The organism is Ramlibacter agri (assembly GCF_012927085.1).
Taxonomy (GTDB): Bacteria; Pseudomonadota; Gammaproteobacteria; order Burkholderiales; family Burkholderiaceae_C; genus Ramlibacter; species Ramlibacter agri.
Map to the genome: position 1 here is coordinate 1,164,309 of NZ_JABBFX010000003.1, position 17,748 is coordinate 1,182,056.

Below are 17,748 nucleotides of genomic sequence, written 5' to 3' on the forward strand. Positions count from 1 at the left end.
TCGCTGCTGCAGCGCAGAAAGGGGGTAAGCCCTAGGTCCGGCGGATTCCGGCTGTCAGGATGCTGACTCGCCGCTAGTTCCCGTACAGGTAGTTCGGCAGCCAAAGAGTCATGCCGGGCCAGATGTACATGAAGACCATGCAGATGATCACGATGATCATGTAGGGCATCATCCCCGCGAAGATCTGGTTGATCGTCACGTGGGGCGGCGAGACGCCCTTCAGGTAGAAGGCCGACATGGCCACCGGCGGCGACAGGAAGGCTGCCTGCAGGTTCACGAACACCAGCACGCCCCACAGCATCGGGTCGATGTGGAAGTGCTGCAGCAGCGGCAGGAAGATGGGCACGAAGATCACGATGATCTCGGTCCACTCCAGCGGCCAGCCCAGCACGAAGATGATGGCCTGCGACAGCAGCATGAACTGGATCGGCGTCATGTTCAGGCTGAGCACCCAGTGCTCCACCAGGCCCTGGCCGCCCAGGATGGCGAACACGGCGGAGAAGATGGCCGAGCCGATGAACAGCCAGCACACCATGGCGGTGGTCTTGGCGGTGAGGAACACCGCCTCCTTGGTGCGCTGCCAGGTCAGCGTCTTCGCCTGCCAGGCCATGAGGAAGGCGCCCGCGGCGCCCACCCCGGCCGACTCGGTGGCGGTGGTGATGCCGAACAGGATGACCGCCAGCACCACGAAGGTGAGGATGCCCAGCGGCATCACCGACGAGGTCAGCATGCGCAGGATCTCGAACTGCTCGGCGTCGAACTGCCAGTAGTACCAGGCCAGCACCAGCGCGAGCGCCGCGGTGATGAGCCAGAAGCCGATGTAGAACTCCACCGGCACGGCGGCGTGGCTCGCCTCGGCCTGGGGCTCGTCCAGCCGCTTGAGCGTGTCGCCGGAAGAGGGCGGGCTGGCCGCGGCGCTGTCGGCGCCTGGGGGCTCCTGCAGGCCGCCCGAGGCGGCGGGCGCCTGTTCCGCGCCCGGCGGTTCGGCCAGGGCGGTCGAGGAGGGAGGCGCCGCCGTGTCCGAGCCGGGCGGCTCCTGCAGTCCGCCGGCGCCCGGCGGCGGGGCCGGCGCGTCTGCTTGCCGGGCCGCGGGCGCGCTGATGGCCGGGTTGTCGTCCTGCTGCGAATGGATCACCACGTACCACCAGGTCGTGCCCATGGTGACCACCGCCAGCAGCAGCGGGACGCTGGCGATGCCCAGACCGCGCAGCAGCTGCCCCGCACCCAGGCTGGGCGCGACGCTGACGGCGCCGCCGGCCGGCACGGCCAGGGCCTTGCGCGGGGCGACGAGGGCGGCAAACAGCGCCGGCAGCATGCGGCGCGAATAGGCGGTGGACAGGTGCCCCAGCCACTCGGGGATAGCCACCTTCATCTGCTCCGGCGGCAGCCGCGGGGCGATCTTCGGGTTGATCAGCACCCAGCCGACCACGTACACCAGGTACAGCAAGGCGAGGAAGAAGCCCGGGAACATCGCCGCCGCATACAGCTTCACCACCGACTGGCCCGTGACCGCGGCGTACACGATGATCATCACCGAGGGCGGGATCAGGATGCCCAGCGTGCCGCCGGCGGTGATGACGCCGGAGGCGAGCTTCACGTCGTAGCCGGCGTTGAGCATCGGCCGCATGGCGATGACGCCCATCAGCACCACCACCGCGCCCACCAGGCCGGAGGCGATGCCCCAGAAGGTGCAGATGATCAGCGTGGTGACCGCCAGCGAGCCGGGCACGCGGCGGAAGGCGAGTTGCACGCTGTAGAACATCTTGTCCACCAGGGCGCCGCGTTCCATGACGTAGCCCATGAGCACGAACAGCGGGATGGAGATCAGCGTGTCGTTGTTCATCGCCCCGAAGGCGCGCTGCACCATCAGGTCGAAGATGCGGTTGTCCCAGAAGTGGACGGCGGGGTCGTAGAAGGCGACCCAGCCGAACATGATGCCCAGGCCCATGAGCGTGAACGCCGTGGGGAAGCCGAGCATGATGACGACGACGATCAGCGCGAGCATCGTCAGGCCCAGCGCCTCGTTGCTGACGGCGGTGAAGAGCGCGTTCATTCCTGCTCCATGCGCTGGCGCGCCGCTTCGTCGATGGACTTGGCCCGGGCGATGGCGTCCTGCTTCGCCTGTTCGTCCACGTAGGTGCTGCCTTGGAGCTGCTGTTCGACGACGTCGATTTCCTGCGCGTCGTCCAGCCGTGGCGTCCATTCGCCGGTCTTCAGGCAGAGGACGCAGCGGACCATCTCGGACACCCCTTGCACCAGCACCGTGGCGCCGGCCAGGGGGATGATGAACTTGAAGGGGTAGATCGGCAGCGGCACCGCGTTGAACGTGGTCTCGTGGATGCGCAGCGCGTCGCCGGCGTAGACCCAGCCCGCCCAGGTCAGGGCCAGGATGCCGGGCAGGAAGAACAGCACGAACAGCACCAGGTCCAGGAAGGCCTGCTTGCGCGGCTTCATGCTGCCGTACAGGAAGTCGCCGCGCACGTGGGCGTCCTGCGCCAGCGCGTAGGCGCCGGACATCATGAACAGGGTGCCGTACATCATGTTGCTCACGTCGAACACCCAGGCCGTGGGCATGTTCAGCAGGTAGCGCTTGAACACCTCCACCACGACGAGCAGCATGAGCGCGACGATCAGCCAGGCGAAGGCCTTGCCGACCCAGGTGCTCGCCGACTCGGTGGCGTGCAGCAGTTTGGCGATGGTCATGTTGTATGCGTTGCTTCAAAAAAGGGGCCAGGGGATCCCGGCCCCTAGCCCCTCGCTACGGCGCGGAAAACGCTCAGGCCTTCTTGGTGCCGAAATAGCGGTCGTAGGCGACGCGGAAGTTCACCTCGTAGTCGAAGTTCCACTGGCCGGCGCGCTTGGCGAACTCGCGCTGCGAGTCGAGCACCTTCTTGAAGAACGGGTTCTCGCCCGACTTCTTGGCGACCACCTTGTCCCAGGCATCGAGCTGCGCCTTCAGGATGGAGTCCGGCGTCTTGTAGAAGGCGACGCGGTCCTTGGTCTTGAGCTCGATGTAGTCCTGCGAGTTGCGGTCGATCGACTTCCAGCTGAAGTCCGCCGAGGCGGCCTGCACGGCGTAATCGACGATGTGCTTCACCTCCTGCGGCAAGGTGTTGTACTTGGCCTTGTTGAACAGCACTTCGAACTGTTCGCCGCTCTGGTGGAAGCTTTGCAGCATGCAGTTCTTGGCCACGTCCGGGAAGCCCAGCGCCCGGTCGGAGGAGGCGTTGTTGAACTCCGCCGCCTCGATCAGCCCGCGGTCCAGCGCCGGCACGATGTCGCCGCCAGGCAACGGGTTCACCGCGGCGCCCAGCTCGGTGAACATGTCCACCGCCAGGCCCACCGTGCGGTACTTCAGGCCCTTCATCTGGGAGATGTTGGAGATCGGCTTCTTGAACCAGCCCAGGGGCTGCGTCTGCATCGGGCCATAGAGGTAGGAGACGACGTCCATGTTGATGGACTTGTAGATCTCCTCCAGCAGCGCCTTGCCGCCGCCGTAGTAGTGCCAGGCCAGCACCATGTTGGGGTTCATGCCGAAGGCCGGGCCCGAACCCCAGAGCGCGAGCGCGGAGTTCTTGCCGTAGTGGTAGGCGACCACGCCGTGGCCGCCGTCGAGGGTGCCCTTGTTCACCGCCTCCAGCAGCTGGAAGGCGGGCACCACGGCGCCGGCGGGCAGCACCTCGATCTTCAGCCGGCTGCCGGCCATGTCGTTCACCTTCTTCGCGAAGTCCTGGGCGAACTCGTGGAAGATGTCCTTGGCCGGCCAGGTGCTCTGGAACCGGAACGACGTCGTCTGCGCGACGGAAACCATGGGCGCCGACATCGCGCCAGCGGCGACCGCTGCTCCCTTGAGCAGGCTGCGGCGCCGAGTGCTCTTGCTCTCGGTCATCTTTTGTCTCCTTGCGTTGGAATCGTTAGCAAGCTATCTTTGATTCGGACCCCTGGACACCAGTGATGGGGTTTACACGGAGGCTGACCGGCACCTGACGAATGGCGCCGGCCGGCAACGAACAAGACGCAAAAGGAGACAGGATGGATCGCCGGAATTTCTTCTCGGGCACGGCCGCGGCCGCGGCCACCGGGCTGGCGGGCTGCGCCTCGGTGGGCAATGCCGCCAGCGGCGCGCGCACGCCCTTCGCCGTGAGCACCACCACGGTGCCCATCGTGGGCAGCGACGAGGTCTACCCGGTGCGCCGCATCTACTGCATCGGGCGCAACTACGCCGCCCATGCGCGCGAGATGGGCTCCGATCCCAACCGCGAGCCGCCCTTCTTCTTCCAGAAGCCGACGGATGCGATCCAGTTCGTGGCCACGGGCACGGTGGCCGACCACCCGTATCCGAGCCTGACCAAGAACTACCACTACGAAGCGGAGCTGGTGGCCTTCATCGGCCGCGGCGGCCGGAACATCCCGGTGGCGAGCGCGCTCGAGCACGTCTACGGCTACACCCTGGGCCTGGACATGACGCGGCGCGACCTGCAGCGCGCCATGGGCGACGAGAAGAAGCCCTGGGAGATCGGCAAGAGCTTCGACCACTCGGCGCCCATGGGCCCGGTGCACCGCGTCGCGGAGATCGGCCACTTCACCAAGGGCGCCATCTGGCTCAAGGTGAACGGCGCCACCAAGCAGAGCGCCAACCTCGACCAGATGATCTGGTCGGTGGCCGAGCAGATCGCCAAGCTGTCGGAAGCCAACGAGCTGTATCCCGGCGACATCATCTATTCCGGCACGCCGGAGAACGTGGGCCCGGTGGTGCGCGGCGACCTGATCGAAATGCACATCGACGGCCTGCCCAACCTCAGCGTCCGAATCGTCTGAAACCGCGGGAGGCGCGTGCCGGATAATCGCCGGCATGAACGCTCCCGCCTCCTCCTCCCCGGCCGCGGGCCGCGACCAGGTACGCCCGGCCGACGGCTACGCGGGTGATGTCACTCCCGAACTGGCCTGCCGATGGTGGCAGGCCGGCGACGCCGTCCTGGTGGACGTGCGCACCGATGCCGAACGCGAATGGGTCGGCTTCGTCCCCGGCGCCGTGCCGCTGGCCTGGAAGCAATGGCCCGGCATGCAGGTCGACGCCGCCTACGGCGAGCACCTGCGCGCCGCCGTCCCGGCCGGCAAGAAAGTGGTGCTGCTGTGCCGCAGCGGCGTCCGCTCCATCGCCGCGGCCAAGGCCGCCGCCCAGGCCGGTTTCGAGGCCTACAACATCCTCGAAGGCTTCGAAGGCGACACCGACGAAGAAGGCCACCGCAACCGCAAGGGCGGCTGGCGCCTGCGCGGCCTGCCCTGGCGGCAGAACTGAACTCCTCTCCTGAAAGCGAACCCATGGCAGTCAACCTGAGCGCGCCCAGCGCGGCCTCGCTGCACCCCGTGCCCGGCGTCTCCATCGGCGTCGCCGAGGCGAACGTCCGCAAGGCCAACCGCAAGGACCTCACCGTGTTCCTGCTGGAGCCGGGCGCTTCGGTCGGTGGCGTCTTCACCCAGAACCGCTTCTGCGCCGCCCCGGTGCAGGTGTGCCGCGAGCACCTGGCCAGCGGCGACATCCGCGCGCTCGTCATCAACACCGGCAACGCCAATGCCGGCACCGGCGAGGACGGCCTGGTGCGCGCTCGCCAGACCTGCATCGCCGCCGCGCGCCTGCTGAACCTGGCGCCGGAACAGGTGCTGCCGTTCTCCACCGGCGTGATCATGGAACCGCTGCCGGTGGACCGCATCGAGAAGGGCTTGCCGGCCGCCATCGACGACGCCCAGCCGCAGCACTGGCTGCGGGCCGCCGAAGGCATCATGACCACCGACACCATCGCCAAGGCCTTCAGCCGCCAGGTGCAGGTGGACGGCGTGACCGTCACCGTCACCGGCATCAGCAAGGGCGCCGGCATGATCCGGCCCAACATGGCGACCATGCTGGGTTTCCTGGCCACCGATGCCCAGGTCGACGCCAGGCTGCTGCCGGCGCTGGCCTTCGAACTGGCGGAAGGTTCGTTCAACCGCGCCACGGTCGACGGCGACACCTCCACCAACGACTCCTTCATTGTCATCGCCAGCAACAAGGCGAAGCACGCGAAGATCACTTCGCTGGACACGCCGGCAGGCCAGGCGCTGAAGGGCGCGATGCTGGAAGTGGCGCGCCTGCTGGCGCAAGCCATCGTGCGCGACGGCGAGGGCGCGACCAAGTTCATCACGGTCCGCGTCGAGGGCGGCAAGACCGGCGCCGAATGCCGCCAGGTCGCGTACGCCATCGCGCACTCGCCGCTGGTGAAGACCGCCTTCTTCGCCAGCGACCCCAACCTGGGCCGCATCCTGGCGGCGGTCGGCTACGCCGGCATCACCGACCTGGACCAGACGAAGATCGACCTCTACCTCGACGACGTGCACGTGGCCGTCGGCGGCGGCCGCAACCCGTCCTACCGCGAGGAAGACGGCCAGCGCGTGATGAAGCAGAGCGAGATTACCGTGCGCGTCGTCCTGGGCCGCGGCAATGCCGCCGACCAGGTGTGGACCTGCGACTTCAGCCACGACTACGTGAGCATCAACGCCGACTACCGTTCATGACCGACAAGTTCGACACGCTGATCGCGCGCGCCATGACACTGCTCGATCGCCTCGAAGCGGTCCTGCCGCAACCGCTGTCCGCCCCCGACTGGAACGAGTCCATCGCCTGGCGCTATCGCAAGCGCGCGAGCGGCCATGGCGTGCTGGAACCGGTGCGCCACGTCGCCAGCATCGCGCTGGACGACCTGAAGGAGATCGAGCCGCAGAAGGAGAAGATCCAGCGCAACACGCTGCAGTTCGTGCAGGGCCACCCGGCCAACAACGTGCTGCTGACCGGCGCGCGCGGCACCGGCAAGTCTTCGCTGGTGAAGGCCTGCCTCAACGAGTATGCGAAGCAGGGCCTGCGCCTGATCGAGATCGACAAGGCCGACATGGTGGACCTGCCGGACGTCATCGACATCGTCTCCAGCCGGCCCGAGAAGTTCATGGTCTTCTGCGACGACCTGAGCTTCGAGGAGGGCGAGCCGGGCTACAAGGCGCTGAAATCCATCCTGGACGGCTCGGTGGCCGCGGCCACGCCCAACGTGCTGATCTACGCCACCAGCAACCGGCGCCACCTGCTGCCGGAGTACATGAAGGAAAACCTCACCTACAAGCACACCGACGACGGCGAGGTGCATCCGGGCGAGGTGGTGGAAGAGAAGATCTCGCTGTCCGAGCGCTTCGGCCTGTGGGTGAGCTTCTATCCCTTCAGCCAGGACGAATACCTGCACATCTGCGCGACCTGGCTGGCGCACTTCGGCGTGCCAGCGGCGGAGATCGAAGCGGCGCGGCCCGAAGCGCTGGTGTGGGCGCTGGAGCGCGCCTCGCGCAGCGGCCGCGTGGCCTACCAGTTCGCGCGTGACTACGCCGGACGGCATCACGCATGACCGGGAAGCCGGTGCTCGTCGCCCACGGTGATCGTCCGCGTGAAGGCGGCCCGGATCGCAAGGAGGTCGAGGTCGCGGTCGGCGTACTCATTCGAGCGGACGGTGCCTTTCTGCTCACCTCGCGTCCCGCGGGCAAGGTGTACGAGGGCTACTGGGAATATCCCGGCGGCAAAGTGGAAGCCGGCGAGACGGTGGAACAGGCGCTGCGGCGCGAGCTGATCGAGGAGATCGGCGTCACCATTGGCGCCGTGCATCCGTGGAAAGTCGAGCGCGTCGACTATCCGCATGCGCTCGTGCGCCTGAACTTCTGCAAGGTCTACGAGTGGACCGGCGAACTGCACATGCACGAGGGGCAGCAGTACGCGTGGCAGCAGTTGCCGGTGACGGTGCAGCCCGTGTTGCCGGGGACGGTGCCGGTGCTTCAGTGGTTCGCCGAGGAACGCGGCTTCGAAGGGCCGACGCACTCCTGACCCGGAACTATTGTTCCTTCGGATCCCCGAAGGGCAGGTCGTCCGGCGGCGTCTCGTCGGGCATGCGAAAACTCTCGCTGGCCCACGCGCCCAGGTCCATGTTCTTGCAGCGCTCGCTGCAGAAGGGGCGGAAGGGATTGCTGGGCGCGTACACGCTGTCGCCGCTGCAGGCGGGGCAGCGCACGAGACGGGGCTTCGCGCTACGGGTGGCCATCAAGCGCAGAGCGTCAGCTCGAAGGGGACGCTGTCGGTGCTGGGCACCATGCGCTCGCTGTCCTGCCGCATCAGGCGCACCGAGGCGATCAAGCGGTTGCCGCTGATTTCCGGCACCAGGCCCAGGGCCGGGTCGATGCGCAGGCGCAGCAACTGGAAGGTGCGGCCCTGCGGCAGGTTCTGCTGCAACTGGCCGCCGGTGGCGATCACCTTCTGCGGCATGCCGGTATCGCGCAGCAGCTTCAGCAGCAGGTGCAGGGCTTCGGCGGTCGGCCCCAGGGTGGAAGCCCAGCGCTCGAGGTCGGCGCGCCGTTCCTCGGCGGAATGGTGCTGCCAGGCGTAGTAGCCAGGCAGGTCGAATTCGCAGGTGCCCCCCGGGATGCTGGCGCGGCTGCGGATGCTCATGAGCCACTCGTTCTCGGTGAGCGGATGGCCGGCCTTGCCCGGGGTGCTGTTCAGGGCGCCGAAGCAGCGGTCGATGCGGGCGATGATCTCGTCCAGCACCGCCTCGGACACGCCCGGGTTGCCGCGATAGGCATTGAGCATGCCCTTCTGCCGCTCGAGGTCCTTCATCGTGTCGGACTTCAGGTCGGCGCGCGCGGCGACGTCCATCACCTCGAAGATGGTGGACAGCGCGAAATGGTGGTCCAGCGGGTGGCTGCGGGGAATCAGCTCGCCCAGGCGGCGGAACAGGTGTTCCAACCGCAGGTAGGTCCGGATGCGTTCGTTGAAAGGGTATTCGTAGAGGATCACGCTCGGGCGGTGCGCTTGGGGCTGGCGGCGGCAGGCGCCATCATAGCCCGAAGGATCGTGCCGCCTGTTCCACTTCGCTTCGCAATGCCGCCAGGGACAACCCTTCGTTGCAAACAACGAGGTCGGCCGCGGCCAGCCGCAGCGCGCGCGGCGCCTGGGCGGCGATGATGGCGCGCACCTGCTCCGGCGCCAGGGCGCTGCGGGCGACCACCCGCCTCACCTGGGTCTCCGGCTCGCAGTCGACCACCAGCACGCGGTCCAACTGCGCGCGCCAGCGGCCGGATTCCACCAGCAGGGGGATGTCGAACACGATGCAGGCCGCGCCTGCGGCCAGCGCGTTCCCGACCTGGCGCTCGATCTCCTGGCCCACCAGCGGATGGATGATGGCCTCGAGCTGCCGGCGCGCTTCGGGCTGCGCATAGGCGCGTTCGCGCATGCGTTCGCGGTCCAGCGCGCCGTCGGCGGTGACGAACTCCGGGCCGAACTGCACGCGAATCGCCGGGATCGCCAGCCCGCCCGAGGCCGTGGTGGCGCGCGAGATCGCGTCCGCGTCGACGGGCACGGCCCCGCGTTCCTGCAGCATGGCGAGCACCGTGCTCTTGCCGCTACCGATGCCACCGGTCAGGCCGATGCGGACGGCCATGCTTTCTTCCTCAGTGCGAGCCGAAGGGGAAGGCGAAGGGCAGCAGGTCCGGCACCGCCGCCGGGCCCAGCACGAAGCACAGCATGCCGGCGCCGGCCAGGTAGGGGCCGAAGGGCATGGGGATGTCCTTGTTGGCGATCTTGCCCACGACCAGCAGCACGATGCCGAGCACGGCGCCGACGATGGAGGACAGCAGCACGATGGCCAGCAGGTATTCCGCTCCGAACCAGGCCCCCAGCGCGGCCAGCAGCTTGAAGTCGCCGTAGCCCATGCCTTCCTTGCCGGTGGCCAGCTTGAACAGCTGGAAGATCACCCAGAACACCAGGTAGCCCAGCGCAGCGCCCCACACCGCCGAAACCAGCGCCACGCCGGTGAAGCCCACCGCCGAAGCGAGCAGGCCCAGCCACAGCAGCGTGTAGTTGAGGTCGTCGGGCAGGATCTGGGTGTCGAAGTCGATCAGGAACTGGCAGATCAGCAGCGCCGCGAAGGCCGCCCAGGCCGCCGCGTGCAGCGTGAAGCCGAAGCGCCAGCCGCACAGCGCGAACAGGGCAGCCGTCACCAGCTCCACGACCGGGTAGCGCATGCCGATCCTGGTGCCGCATTGCGAGCACTTGCCGCGCAGCACCAGGTAGCTCAGCACCGGGATGTTCTCGTACCAGCGGATCTGGTGGCCGCACTGGCGGCAGCGCGAGCGCGGCGTCACCAGGTTGAAGGTGTCGGTCTCGGCGACCGGCTGGCCGGTGAAGTCCGCGGCTTCCGCGGCCCATTGCCGCTCCAGCATCTTGGGGAAGCGGTAGATGACGACGTTGAGGAAGCTCCCCACGAGCAGGCCGAAGACGCCGGCCAGCGCGGCGTCGAGCACGAAACCATCCAGCATCAGACCACCGAACCCAGCTTGAAGATAGGCAGGTACATCGACACCACGATGCCGCCGATCAGGCCGCCCAGGAACACGATGATGATCGGCTCCATCAGGCTCGAGAGGCCGGCCACCATGTCGTCCACTTCCGCTTCGTAGAAGTCGGCCGCCTTGCCCAGCATGTGGTCGATGGAGCCGGATTCCTCGCCGATCGCGCACATCTGCAGCACCATCGACGGGAACACGTTGGCGTTGGACATCGCCGCGGTCAGGCTGGTGCCGGTGGACACCTCCTGCTGGATCCGCGCCGTGGCGGTGGCGTACACGGAATTCCCGGAGGCGCCGCCCACGGAGTCCAGCGCTTCCACCAGCGGCACGCCGGCGGCGAACATGGTGGCCAGCGTGCGGGTCCAGCGGGCAATGACCGACTTGTAGACCAGGTCGCCGAACACCGGCAGCTTGAGCATCAGGCGGTCCATGAAGGCCTGCATCTTCTCGTTGCGCCTCCAGGCCTGCATGAAGAAGTACAGGCCGCCACCCAGGCCGCCGAAGATCAGCCACCACCACTTCACGAAGAACTCGGACAGGGCGATCACGAACAGCGTGGGCGCGGGCAGGTCGGCGCCGAAGGAGCTGAACACCTCCTTGAACGCCGGGATCACGAAGATCATGATCACGGACACCACGACGAAGGCCACCACGACCACCGAGATCGGGTACATCAGCGCCGACTTGATCTTGGACTTGATCGCCTCGGTCTTTTCCATGTAGGTGGCCAGGCGGTCCAGCAGGCTTTCCAGGATACCGGCCGCTTCACCGGCTTCCACCAGGTTGCAGTACAGGCTGTCGAAGTACAGCGGGTACTTGCGGAACGCCGCCGACAGCGACGTGCCGGTCTCGACGTCGGTGCGGACGTCGTTCAGCAGCTTGGTGACGCTGGCGTTGGCGTTGCCGCGGCCCACGATGTCGAAGGCCTGCAGCAGCGGCACGCCGGCCTTCATCATGGTCGCCAGCTGCCGGGTGAAGATCGCGATGTCCTTCGGCTTGATCTTCTTGCCGGAGCGCATGCGGCGCTTCTTGATCTTGGACGGCGTCACGCCCTGCCTGCGCAGGGACGACATGACCTGGTTCTCGCCCGCGGCGCGCGTCTCGCCGCGCACCTGCTTGCCGTTGCGATCCCGACCTTCCCATTCGAAAACGAACTCGGTGATCTTCGTTGTTGCCGTAGCCATGGGGGCTCCTCTTACGACTCTCTCGTTTTATTCGTGCGTCACGACTCGTTCGTGCAGGCCAGCACTTCCTCGAGGGATGTGAGGCCCTGCTTGACCTTGTGCAGGCCCGATTCGCGCAGGCTGCGCACGCCTTCCTGCTTCGCCTGCTTCGCGATCTCCAGCGCGCTGCCGTCGGCGAGGATGATGCGCTGCATGTCCTCGCTGATCGGCATCACCTGGTAGATGCCCACCCGGCCCTTGTAGCCGTTGTTGCAGGCGCTGCAGCCCACGGGGTGGTAGGGCGTCCAGCTGCCGTCGACGTCTTCCTCCTTGAAGCCCGCGTCCAGCAGCGTCTCGTAGGGGATGTCCATCGGCTTCTTGCACTGGACGCACAGGCGGCGCGCCAGGCGCTGCGCCGTGATCAGGATCACGGACGAAGCGATGTTGAAGGGCGCGATGCCCATGTTGCGCATCCGGGTCAGCGTGGTCGGCGCGTCGTTGGTGTGCAGCGTGGACATCACCAAGTGGCCGGTCTGGGCGGCCTTGATGGCGATGTCGGCGGTTTCCAGGTCCCGGATTTCGCCCACCATGATGATGTCCGGATCCTGGCGCAGGAAGGCCTTCAGCGCCACCGAGAAGGTCAGGCCCGCCTTGTCGTTCACGTTCACCTGGTTCACGCCAGGCAAGTTGATTTCCGCCGGGTCTTCCGCGGTGGAAATGTTCACGCCCGGCTTGTTCAGCAGGTTCAGGCAGGTGTACAGCGACACCGTCTTGCCGGAGCCCGTGGGCCCGGTTACCAGGATCATGCCGTAGGGGCGGCCGATGGCCTCCATCAGGCGTTCCTTCTCCTCGGGCTCGTAGCCCAGGGCGTCGATGCCCAGCCTGGCGGAGCTCGGGTCGAGAATACGGATCACGATCTTCTCGCCGAACAGCGTCGGCAAGGTCGAGACCCGGAAGTCGATGACACGGTCGGCGCTGACCTTCAGCTTCATCCGGCCGTCCTGCGGCACCCGCTTCTCGGAGATGTCCATGCGGGAGATCACCTTGATGCGGGAGGCCAGCTTGTCCTTGATCGCGGCCGGCGGCGAGGCGATCTCGCGCAGCTCGCCGTCGATGCGGAAGCGGACGCGGTAGGTGTGCTCGAAGGGCTCGAAGTGCAGGTCCGACGCGCGGGCGCCGATGGCGTCCAGCAGCATCTTGTGCAGGAACTTGACGACCGGCGCGTCGTCGACGTCGGAGACGGCGCCCTGGTCCTCCTCCTGGTTCGTCGTGTCCATGCTGGACTCGTCGAACTCGAAGTCGTCGCCGATGATGCTGTCCATCGCCTCCGAGGTGGAGGTGCCGACGGCCTCGACCATCTTGGTCAGCTTGTCGTACTCCGCGATGATCCAGTCCACGCCCATCTGGGTGGCGAACTTGATCTTCTCGGCGGCCTGCTGGTCCGACGGGTCGGCGGTGGCGACGATCAGGCGGTTGTTGCGCTTGGACAGGACCACCACGCGGAAGTCCTGGCTGATCCGGCCATCCAGGAGGCCTTTGGGCAGGCGCTGGATGTCGAGGGCGTCCAGGTCCAGCAGCGGCGCGCCGAAGGCGGCCGACATCGTGTGGGCGAGGTCGGCGGCGGAGACGGCGCCGGTGCCGGTGAGCTCGGCGATGAAGCTGATGCGCTTGGTCTGGGCCTTGCGGTAGATCTCTTCGGCGGACTTCTGCCCCAGCTTCCCGGCGGAAATGAGGGCGCGCGCGAGGCCCGGCAACGCTACGGCTGTGGCTTCAGTGGCGGGATCGACGGCGGCCATGGACGGTGTTGTTCAACGTATGGATACAAGACTTCCCAGAATGGAAGTCAATTGCGATCATCCCGAAAAGCCGAGGTGGTGTAAACGATCGAGTGGCTTATGGGGGGCGAGCAGTTGGTAGGAAGTCACGCCTTGGGGGATGATGCACCCGTTTGGCAATGGCTTGTTACTTCCGGCGTGGCGGATGCCGCAAAAAGAAACGGCCCGCCGAATGGCGGGCCGTTCATGAGGATTCCTGGTCGGGGTGAGAGGATTCGAACCTCCGGCCTCTACGTCCCGAACGTAGCGCTCTACCAGGCTAAGCTACACCCCGATTTTCTGCGACTGCGTCGCTGCTGATTACTCAGTTGCGTCGCTGCAGCAGTGAAGCCGCTAATTGTACCAGAGCTGTGGCGTGTTCATTTCGCGGCAGCAAATTTGCAGCTTCGATCGCGCGTTGCGCTTCGGCCGCCGCGGCTTCCTGCGCCACTTCGAGCGAACCCGTTTCGCGCACGATGGCCACGATGCGATCGAGTTCGCCCACGGCGCTTTCCTCGATGGCGTGGCGGATCACCGCGCGCTGCTCCTCGGTGCCGCGGCGCATGGCTGCAATCAGGGGCAGCGTGACCTTGCCTTCGCGCAGGTCGTCGCCGAGGTTCTTGCCCAACTCTTCGACTTCGCCCGCGTAATCGAGCACGTCGTCGATCACCTGGAACGCGGTGCCCAGCGCCTGGCCGTAGGTGGCGCAGGCCTCTTCGATTTCGCGCGGCGCGCCGGCAAGCACGGCGCCCAGGCGCGCGCTGGCTTCGAACAGCTTGGCGGTCTTGGAGCGGATCACCTGCAGGTAGCCCGCCTCGTCGAGGTTGGGGTCGTGCATGTTCATCAGCTGCATGACCTCGCCCTCGGCGATCACGTTGGTGGCTTCGGCCAGGATCTCCATCACGCGCATGTCGTGCGCGTCCAGCATCATCTGGAAGGCGCGCGAATAGAGGAAGTCACCCACCAGCACGCTGGCCGGGTTGCCGAAGGACTGGTTGGCGGTGGCGCGGCCGCGGCGCAAGGTGGAGTCGTCCACCACGTCGTCGTGCAGCAAGGTCGCGGTGTGGATGAACTCCACCACCGCGGCGAGGTTGAAGCGCTGGAAGCCCTGGTAGCCCAGCGCGCCGCATACCAATAGCAGCAGGGCGGGGCGCAGCCGCTTGCCGCCGGAGGAGATGATGTAGCGCGAGACCTGGCCCACCAGCGGCACGCCCGAGTCCAGGCGCTGGCCGATGACGGCATCGACCTCTCGCATGTCTGCGGTGATCAGGGAAAGTACGGAGGATGCGCTTGGGGAGGAGTCGGTCAAAACAAGGCCTGCTTTTGCGCAGGATTATAGGAAGGGCCTACGGCCCCGCTGGCCCGGCCCGGGCGCTGTCTTGTGAGCAGTCACCAACTATGCTATAATCTTGGGCTCTCTGGAAATCCGTCCGGGGAAGCATCAGAAGATCCCTTTGGGATCGATTTGAAGAGGTCAAACATGTACGCGGTCATAAAAACCGGTGGCAAGCAGTATCGCGTTGCTTCCGGCGACAAGATCAAGGTAGAACAGATTGCTGCGGACATCGGCCAGGAAATCACCTTCGATCAGGTTCTCGCGCTAGGCAACGGCGGCGACCTGAAAGTGGGCGTCCCCCTGGTTTCCGGTGCCACGGTCAAGGCCACGGTCGTGGCGCACGGCAAGCACGAGAAGGTTCGCATCTTCAAGCTGCGCCGCCGCAAGCACTACCAGAAGCACCAAGGCCATCGCCAGCAGTTCACCGAACTGCAAATCGGTGCCATCGCCGGCTAATCAGGAGCACAGGAAATGGCACAGAAAAAAGGCGGCGGCTCTACGCGAAACGGGCGTGATTCCCAGCCGAAGATGCTGGGCGTCAAGGCCTTCGGCGGCGAACTCATCAGCGCCGGCTCCATCATCGTGCGCCAGCGCGGTACCAAGTTCCACGCCGGCACGAACGTCGGCGTCGGCCGGGACCACACGCTGTTCGCGCTGGTCGATGGCCACGTGAAGTTCGAAACCAAGGGCGCGCTGAACAAGCAACAGGTCAGCATCGTCCCGGCGGCTTGAGTTAACCTCAGTCCGCGACAAGAAGCCCCGACTTGTCGGGGCTTTTTTCATTTGAGGCGTTTCCCATGAAATTCGTCGACGAAGCCTATATCGACATCGCCGCCGGCGATGGCGGCAACGGCTGCGTGTCGTTCCGGCACGAGAAGTACAAGGAATTCGGCGGCCCCAACGGCGGCGACGGCGGCCGCGGCGGCCACGTCTGGGCGGTGGCGGACCCGAACCTCAACACGCTCGTCGACTACCGCTTCTCGCGCCGCCACGAAGCGGGCCGCGGCGAGCACGGCATGGGCTCCGACATGTTCGGCGCGATGGGCGACGACATCACGCTGAAGATGCCGGTGGGCACGATCATCACCGACGCCGAGACTGGCGACGTGCTGTACGAGCTGCTGCAGCCCGGCGAGAAGCTGATGATCGCCAAGGGCGGCGACGGCGGCTTCGGCAATATGCGCTTCAAGAGCTCGATCAACCGCGCGCCCCGGCAGAAGACGCCCGGCTGGCCCGGCGAGAAGAAGGCGCTCAAGCTCGAACTCAAGGTGCTGGCCGACGTCGGCCTGCTGGGCATGCCCAATGCGGGCAAGTCCACGTTCATCGCCGCCGTGTCGAACGCGCGGCCCAAGATCGCCGACTATCCCTTCACCACGCTGCATCCCAACCTGGGTGTGGTGCGCGTGGGCCCGGAGCAGAGCTTCGTGGTGGCCGACATCCCCGGCCTGATCGAGGGCGCTTCCGAAGGTGCCGGACTGGGCCACCAGTTCCTGCGGCACCTGCAGCGCACGCGCCTGCTGCTGCACATCGTGGACATCGCGCCCTTCGACGAGGGCGTGGACCCGGTGGCGCAGGCCAAGGCCATCGTCGGCGAGCTGAAGAAGTACGACGCCGCGTTGTACGAGAAGCCGCGCTGGCTGGTGCTGAACAAGCTGGACATGGTGCCGGGCGACGAGCGTGCCGCGCGCGTGAAGGACTTCGTCAAGCGCTTCAAGTGGAAGGGCCCGGTGTTCGAGATCAGCGCGCTCACGCGCGAGGGCTGCGAGCACCTGATCAAGTCCATCTTCCAGCACGTGCACGCACAGCAGGAGGCGGAGCAGCCGCACGTGGAAGTCGATCCGCGCTTCGCCGGCGGCGACAATCCGGAGTCATGAGCGAACAGAAGAACGGAGCGGCTACGCTGCGCGACGCCAGGCGCATCGTGGTCAAGGTGGGTTCCAGCCTGGTGACCAACGAAGGCCGCGGGCTGGACGAAGTGGCCATCGGCGAATGGAGCCGCCAGCTGGCGGCGCTGGCCGCCGACGGCCGCGAGGTGATCATGGTGTCCAGCGGCGCCATCGCCGAAGGCATGAAGCGCCTGGGCTGGACCACGCGCCCGGTGGAACTGGACAAGCTGCAGGCGGCCGCCGCCGTGGGGCAGATGGGCCTGGCGCAGATGTACGAGACCAAGCTGCGCGAGCAGGGCATGGCCTCGGCGCAGGTGCTGCTGACGCACGCCGACCTGGCGGACCGCGAGCGCTACCTCAACGCGCGCTCGACGCTGCTGACCTTGCTGTCGCTGCGCGTGCTGCCGGTCATCAACGAGAACGACACCGTCGTCAACGACGAGATCAAGTTCGGCGACAACGACACGCTGGGTGCGCTGGTGGCCAACCTGGTCGAGGCCGACCTGCTGGTGATCCTCACCGACCAGAAGGGCCTGTACAGCGCCGACCCGCGCAAGGACCCGAACGCGCGCTTCATCCAGGAAGCACGCGCCGGCGACGCCACGCTGGAAACGATGGCAGGCGGCGCCGGCAGCAGCATCGGCAAGGGCGGCATGATCACCAAGGTGCTGGCCGCCAAGCGCGCGGCTGGTTCCGGCGCATCGACCGTCATCGCCTGGGGCCGCGAGCCGGATTGCCTGCTGCGCCTGGCGCAGGGCGAGATCATCGGCACCTTGCTGGTCGCACCCGACCAGAAGAGCCAGGCGCGCAAGCGCTGGATGGCCGACCACCTGCAGCTGCGCGGCGCGGTGACGGTGGATGCTGGCGCGGCAGCGAAGCTGCGCGATGAAGGCAAGAGCCTGCTGCCGATCGGCATGACGGCCGTGGACGGCGACTTCCATCGCGGCGAGGTCATCGCGGTGCGCGACCAGCAGGGCCACGAAATCGCCCGCGGCCTCGCCAACTACGCGGCGCCCGAGGCGCGGCTGCTATGCCGCAAGCCTTCCAGCGAGATCGAGAAGCTGCTGGGGTACATGGCGGAGCCGGAGATGATCCACCGGACGAACCTGGTGGTCACACGCTGACAAGCCGGGGTGCGCTGCGCG

Annotated in this window: 19 protein-coding genes and 1 tRNA gene; 9 read left to right on the forward strand and 11 right to left on the reverse strand. The window is 66.7% G+C overall.

Going from position 1 to position 17,748, the window contains the following annotated elements; all coding sequences use genetic code 11:
* Positions 1–73: 73 nt before the first annotated feature.
* From HHL11_RS29765 to HHL11_RS29775, 3 genes are all read right to left on the reverse strand, one after another.
* On the reverse strand, positions 74–2,053 hold the full coding sequence (locus tag HHL11_RS29765) for a TRAP transporter large permease (protein ID WP_169422222.1): 1,980 nt from the start codon (positions 2,051–2,053) through the stop codon (positions 74–76).
* Complete coding sequence (locus HHL11_RS29770; protein WP_169422223.1) at positions 2,050–2,703, reverse strand: TRAP transporter small permease subunit; 654 nt, start codon at positions 2,701–2,703, stop codon at positions 2,050–2,052. The genes HHL11_RS29765 and HHL11_RS29770 overlap by 4 nt, the downstream gene beginning before the upstream one ends.
* A gap of 73 nt (positions 2,704–2,776) precedes the next feature.
* The gene (locus tag HHL11_RS29775) at positions 2,777–3,889 is read right to left on the reverse strand and encodes a TRAP transporter substrate-binding protein (protein ID WP_169422224.1); all 1,113 of its coding nucleotides are present in this window, start codon (positions 3,887–3,889) and stop codon (positions 2,777–2,779) included.
* A gap of 143 nt (positions 3,890–4,032) precedes the next feature.
* Here HHL11_RS29775 and HHL11_RS29780 point away from each other — a divergent pair, with 143 nt between their 5' ends.
* The 5 genes from HHL11_RS29780 to HHL11_RS29800 are packed head-to-tail and all read left to right on the forward strand — an operon-like array spanning position 4,033 to position 7,888.
* Positions 4,033–4,818, forward strand: coding sequence for a fumarylacetoacetate hydrolase family protein (locus HHL11_RS29780; RefSeq protein ID WP_169422225.1), 786 nt, complete (start codon positions 4,033–4,035; stop codon positions 4,816–4,818).
* Positions 4,819–4,852: 34 nt separating this feature from the next.
* Positions 4,853–5,299 (forward strand): rhodanese-like domain-containing protein, encoded by a 447-nt coding sequence (locus HHL11_RS29785; RefSeq protein ID WP_169422226.1) that lies wholly within the window; start codon positions 4,853–4,855, stop codon positions 5,297–5,299.
* A gap of 23 nt (positions 5,300–5,322) precedes the next feature.
* Positions 5,323–6,549 (forward strand): bifunctional glutamate N-acetyltransferase/amino-acid acetyltransferase ArgJ, encoded by a 1,227-nt coding sequence (gene argJ / locus HHL11_RS29790; RefSeq protein ID WP_169422227.1) that lies wholly within the window; start codon positions 5,323–5,325, stop codon positions 6,547–6,549.
* On the forward strand, positions 6,546–7,418 hold the full coding sequence (locus HHL11_RS29795; protein ID WP_169422228.1) for an ATP-binding protein: 873 nt from the start codon (positions 6,546–6,548) through the stop codon (positions 7,416–7,418). The genes argJ and HHL11_RS29795 overlap by 4 nt, the downstream gene beginning before the upstream one ends.
* Positions 7,415–7,888: an NUDIX domain-containing protein gene (locus HHL11_RS29800; protein ID WP_169422229.1), complete on the forward strand. Its 474-nt coding sequence runs from the start codon at positions 7,415–7,417 to the stop codon at positions 7,886–7,888. Before HHL11_RS29795 ends, HHL11_RS29800 begins: the two co-directional genes overlap by 4 nt.
* Before the next feature lie 7 nt (positions 7,889–7,895).
* On the opposite strand, the gene HHL11_RS29805 is transcribed toward HHL11_RS29800, so the two are convergent.
* From HHL11_RS29805 to HHL11_RS29840, 8 genes are all read right to left on the reverse strand, one after another.
* Positions 7,896–8,102 carry a DNA gyrase inhibitor YacG gene (locus HHL11_RS29805; RefSeq protein ID WP_169422230.1) on the reverse strand — a complete coding sequence of 69 codons (207 nt, stop codon included), beginning with the start codon at positions 8,100–8,102 and terminating at the stop codon, positions 7,896–7,898.
* The gene (zapD, locus tag HHL11_RS29810; protein WP_169422231.1) at positions 8,102–8,854 is read right to left on the reverse strand and encodes a cell division protein ZapD; all 753 of its coding nucleotides are present in this window, start codon (positions 8,852–8,854) and stop codon (positions 8,102–8,104) included. The genes HHL11_RS29805 and zapD overlap by 1 nt, the downstream gene beginning before the upstream one ends.
* Before the next feature lie 40 nt (positions 8,855–8,894).
* Positions 8,895–9,497 carry a dephospho-CoA kinase gene (coaE, locus tag HHL11_RS29815; RefSeq protein WP_169422232.1) on the reverse strand — a complete coding sequence of 201 codons (603 nt, stop codon included), beginning with the start codon at positions 9,495–9,497 and terminating at the stop codon, positions 8,895–8,897.
* Positions 9,498–9,507: 10 nt separating this feature from the next.
* Positions 9,508–10,374 carry a prepilin peptidase gene (locus HHL11_RS29820; RefSeq protein ID WP_169422233.1) on the reverse strand — a complete coding sequence of 289 codons (867 nt, stop codon included), beginning with the start codon at positions 10,372–10,374 and terminating at the stop codon, positions 9,508–9,510.
* Positions 10,374–11,588, reverse strand: a complete 1,215-nt coding sequence (locus HHL11_RS29825; protein WP_169422234.1) for a type II secretion system F family protein — start codon at positions 11,586–11,588, stop codon at positions 10,374–10,376. The genes HHL11_RS29820 and HHL11_RS29825 overlap by 1 nt, the downstream gene beginning before the upstream one ends.
* Before the next feature lie 38 nt (positions 11,589–11,626).
* Positions 11,627–13,363 carry a type IV-A pilus assembly ATPase PilB gene (pilB, locus tag HHL11_RS29830; protein ID WP_169422235.1) on the reverse strand — a complete coding sequence of 579 codons (1,737 nt, stop codon included), beginning with the start codon at positions 13,361–13,363 and terminating at the stop codon, positions 11,627–11,629.
* 236 nt (positions 13,364–13,599) lie between these two features.
* Positions 13,600–13,676: transfer RNA gene (locus HHL11_RS29835), tRNA-Pro, on the reverse strand.
* 30 nt (positions 13,677–13,706) lie between these two features.
* Entirely contained in the window at positions 13,707–14,636 is a 930-nt protein-coding gene (locus HHL11_RS29840) for a polyprenyl synthetase family protein (RefSeq protein ID WP_169422236.1), read from the reverse strand.
* A gap of 225 nt (positions 14,637–14,861) precedes the next feature.
* Between HHL11_RS29840 and rplU the strand changes: the two genes are divergently transcribed.
* The 4 genes from rplU to proB all read left to right on the forward strand — a co-directional run bounded on the left by rplU (position 14,862) and on the right by proB (position 17,727).
* The gene (rplU, locus tag HHL11_RS29845; protein WP_169422237.1) at positions 14,862–15,173 is read left to right on the forward strand and encodes a 50S ribosomal protein L21; all 312 of its coding nucleotides are present in this window, start codon (positions 14,862–14,864) and stop codon (positions 15,171–15,173) included.
* 15 nt (positions 15,174–15,188) lie between these two features.
* Complete coding sequence (gene rpmA / locus HHL11_RS29850) at positions 15,189–15,449, forward strand: 50S ribosomal protein L27 (RefSeq protein ID WP_169422238.1); 261 nt, start codon at positions 15,189–15,191, stop codon at positions 15,447–15,449.
* 65 nt (positions 15,450–15,514) lie between these two features.
* Positions 15,515–16,591, forward strand: coding sequence for an Obg family GTPase CgtA (gene cgtA, locus HHL11_RS29855; protein ID WP_169422239.1), 1,077 nt, complete (start codon positions 15,515–15,517; stop codon positions 16,589–16,591).
* Positions 16,588–17,727: a glutamate 5-kinase gene (gene proB, locus HHL11_RS29860; protein WP_169422240.1), complete on the forward strand. Its 1,140-nt coding sequence runs from the start codon at positions 16,588–16,590 to the stop codon at positions 17,725–17,727. The genes cgtA and proB overlap by 4 nt, the downstream gene beginning before the upstream one ends.
* Positions 17,728–17,748: the final 21 nt, after the last annotated feature.

Excerpts from the sequence above, each read along its gene's own strand:
- coaE (WP_169422232.1), bottom strand. The coding sequence starts at position 9,497 with ATGGCCGTCCGCATCGGCCTGACCGGTGGCATCGGTAGCGGCAAGAGC.
- HHL11_RS29800 (WP_169422229.1), top strand. The coding sequence starts at position 7,415 with ATGACCGGGAAGCCGGTGCTCGTCGCCCACGGTGATCGTCCGCGTGAA.
- cgtA (WP_169422239.1), top strand. The coding sequence starts at position 15,515 with ATGAAATTCGTCGACGAAGCCTATATCGACATCGCCGCCGGCGATGGC.
- HHL11_RS29840 (WP_169422236.1), bottom strand. The coding sequence starts at position 14,636 with ATGCGAGAGGTCGATGCCGTCATCGGCCAGCGCCTGGACTCGGGCGTG.
- HHL11_RS29785 (WP_169422226.1), top strand. The coding sequence starts at position 4,853 with ATGAACGCTCCCGCCTCCTCCTCCCCGGCCGCGGGCCGCGACCAGGTA.
- HHL11_RS29775 (WP_169422224.1), bottom strand. The coding sequence starts at position 3,889 with ATGACCGAGAGCAAGAGCACTCGGCGCCGCAGCCTGCTCAAGGGAGCA.
- argJ (WP_169422227.1), top strand. The coding sequence starts at position 5,323 with ATGGCAGTCAACCTGAGCGCGCCCAGCGCGGCCTCGCTGCACCCCGTG.
- HHL11_RS29770 (WP_169422223.1), bottom strand. The coding sequence starts at position 2,703 with ATGACCATCGCCAAACTGCTGCACGCCACCGAGTCGGCGAGCACCTGG.
- HHL11_RS29765 (WP_169422222.1), bottom strand. The coding sequence starts at position 2,053 with ATGAACGCGCTCTTCACCGCCGTCAGCAACGAGGCGCTGGGCCTGACG.
- HHL11_RS29820 (WP_169422233.1), bottom strand. The coding sequence starts at position 10,374 with ATGCTGGATGGTTTCGTGCTCGACGCCGCGCTGGCCGGCGTCTTCGGC.
- HHL11_RS29795 (WP_169422228.1), top strand. The coding sequence starts at position 6,546 with ATGACCGACAAGTTCGACACGCTGATCGCGCGCGCCATGACACTGCTC.
- pilB (WP_169422235.1), bottom strand. The coding sequence starts at position 13,363 with ATGGCCGCCGTCGATCCCGCCACTGAAGCCACAGCCGTAGCGTTGCCG.
- HHL11_RS29780 (WP_169422225.1), top strand. The coding sequence starts at position 4,033 with ATGGATCGCCGGAATTTCTTCTCGGGCACGGCCGCGGCCGCGGCCACC.
- rpmA (WP_169422238.1), top strand. The coding sequence starts at position 15,189 with ATGGCACAGAAAAAAGGCGGCGGCTCTACGCGAAACGGGCGTGATTCC.
- proB (WP_169422240.1), top strand. The coding sequence starts at position 16,588 with ATGAGCGAACAGAAGAACGGAGCGGCTACGCTGCGCGACGCCAGGCGC.
- rplU (WP_169422237.1), top strand. The coding sequence starts at position 14,862 with ATGTACGCGGTCATAAAAACCGGTGGCAAGCAGTATCGCGTTGCTTCC.
- HHL11_RS29805 (WP_169422230.1), bottom strand. The coding sequence starts at position 8,102 with ATGGCCACCCGTAGCGCGAAGCCCCGTCTCGTGCGCTGCCCCGCCTGC.
- HHL11_RS29825 (WP_169422234.1), bottom strand. The coding sequence starts at position 11,588 with ATGGCTACGGCAACAACGAAGATCACCGAGTTCGTTTTCGAATGGGAA.